Genomic DNA, 1,214 nt, shown 5'->3' with positions numbered 1-1,214 from the left:
GCTCATGTACCGCCTCAACCGCCTGCTGGCGGTGGCGGGCAGCCTGGTGGTGCGGCTGTGCGAGGGCGGCTACGGCATCACCCGGCGTGAGTGGGGGCTGCTCATGATGCTGGCGCAACATCCCGGCATGCCCCCGGCCGAGCTGGCCCAGCGGTTGGGGCTGGACCGGGCCCGCACCTCACGCGCCATCACCTCGCTGCTGGCCAAGAAACTCATCACCCGCAACGCCATGCCCGGCGACCGGCGCCAGGCCGTGCTGAGCCTCACGCCCGCAGGCCAGGCGGTGCACGACGGCCTGTTCCCGCAGGTCAAGGCGCTCAACCAGGATCTGCTGGCCGGGCTCGCCCCCGAGGCGGTGGCAAGTCTGGACCAGGCCCTGGCCGACATGCAGCAGCGCGCCGAGGCGCTGGTCGCCACACGCACCGATGTGCCGCGCACCTACCGGCTGCGGGGCGGGCGGCATGTGGATTGAGGGACATCCCCCGCCGTGTGCCCCAAAACAGGGAGACGGCTATATCCTCCAACACGCCCTGTAACACCCATGCAGGGTTGCCCCCGCGCTTTCCCGTCCGACCACGACCCACGCCCAAACGCCCACCCTCCATGTCCCAGCACTCGACCTCTTTGTGGAGCCCCCTGCGCCAACCCGCGTTCCGGGGCCTGTGGATTTGTGGCGGCATCTTTTTTGTGGGCAGCGGCATGCAGACCATGGCGGCCGCCTGGCTCATGGTGGAACTCACGGGCTCCTCCTTCCTGGCAGCGCTGGTACAGACCGCCGTGTTCATGCCCATGTTTTTACTGGCGCTGCCCGCCGGCGTGCTGGCCGACACCACCGACCGACGTCGCCTGGTCTCGGGTGCGCTGCTGGCGCAGGCGGGGGCCAGTGCACTGCTCACGCTGCTGGTGCTGGGCGGCTGGGGCGGGGCGGCCTCGGTGCTTTTCCTGGTGTTTGTGTGTGGCTGCTGCACGGCGGTGCTCACGCCCGCCTGGAACTCCTCGGTCATCGACCCCGTGCCACGCGACGAGTGGCCCCAGGCGATCACCGCAGTCAGCATTGCCTACAACGCCGCGCGTGCGGTGGGGCCGACGCTGGCGGGGCTGGTGTTCGCGCAGCTCGGTGCAGGCTGGGTGTTTGCCGTCACGGTGACCACCACGCTCGTGATGTGGGACTCCATCCGCCGCTGGCCGCCCAAGGCCCACCCGCCCTCCAAGCT

2 protein-coding genes are annotated in these 1,214 nt (G+C 70.0%); both read left to right on the top strand.

The annotated features are described in order from the left end of the window. Positions 1-472, top strand: a 472-nt coding sequence (locus DBR12_RS20360; protein WP_108618893.1) for a MarR family winged helix-turn-helix transcriptional regulator, incomplete at its 5' end; no start/stop codon positions are given. A 131-nt stretch (positions 473-603) separates the two neighbouring features. Next, on the top strand, positions 604-1,214 hold a 611-nt coding region (locus DBR12_RS20355; protein ID WP_146185588.1), incomplete at its 3' end, for an MFS transporter.

The sequence above is a fragment of the Acidovorax sp. HMWF029 genome, from assembly GCF_003060895.1.
GTDB lineage: Bacteria > Pseudomonadota > Gammaproteobacteria > Burkholderiales > Burkholderiaceae_C > Acidovorax.
The sequence above is the reverse complement of the archived record's forward strand: the minus strand, read 5'-3'. Positions and strand labels throughout refer to the sequence as shown.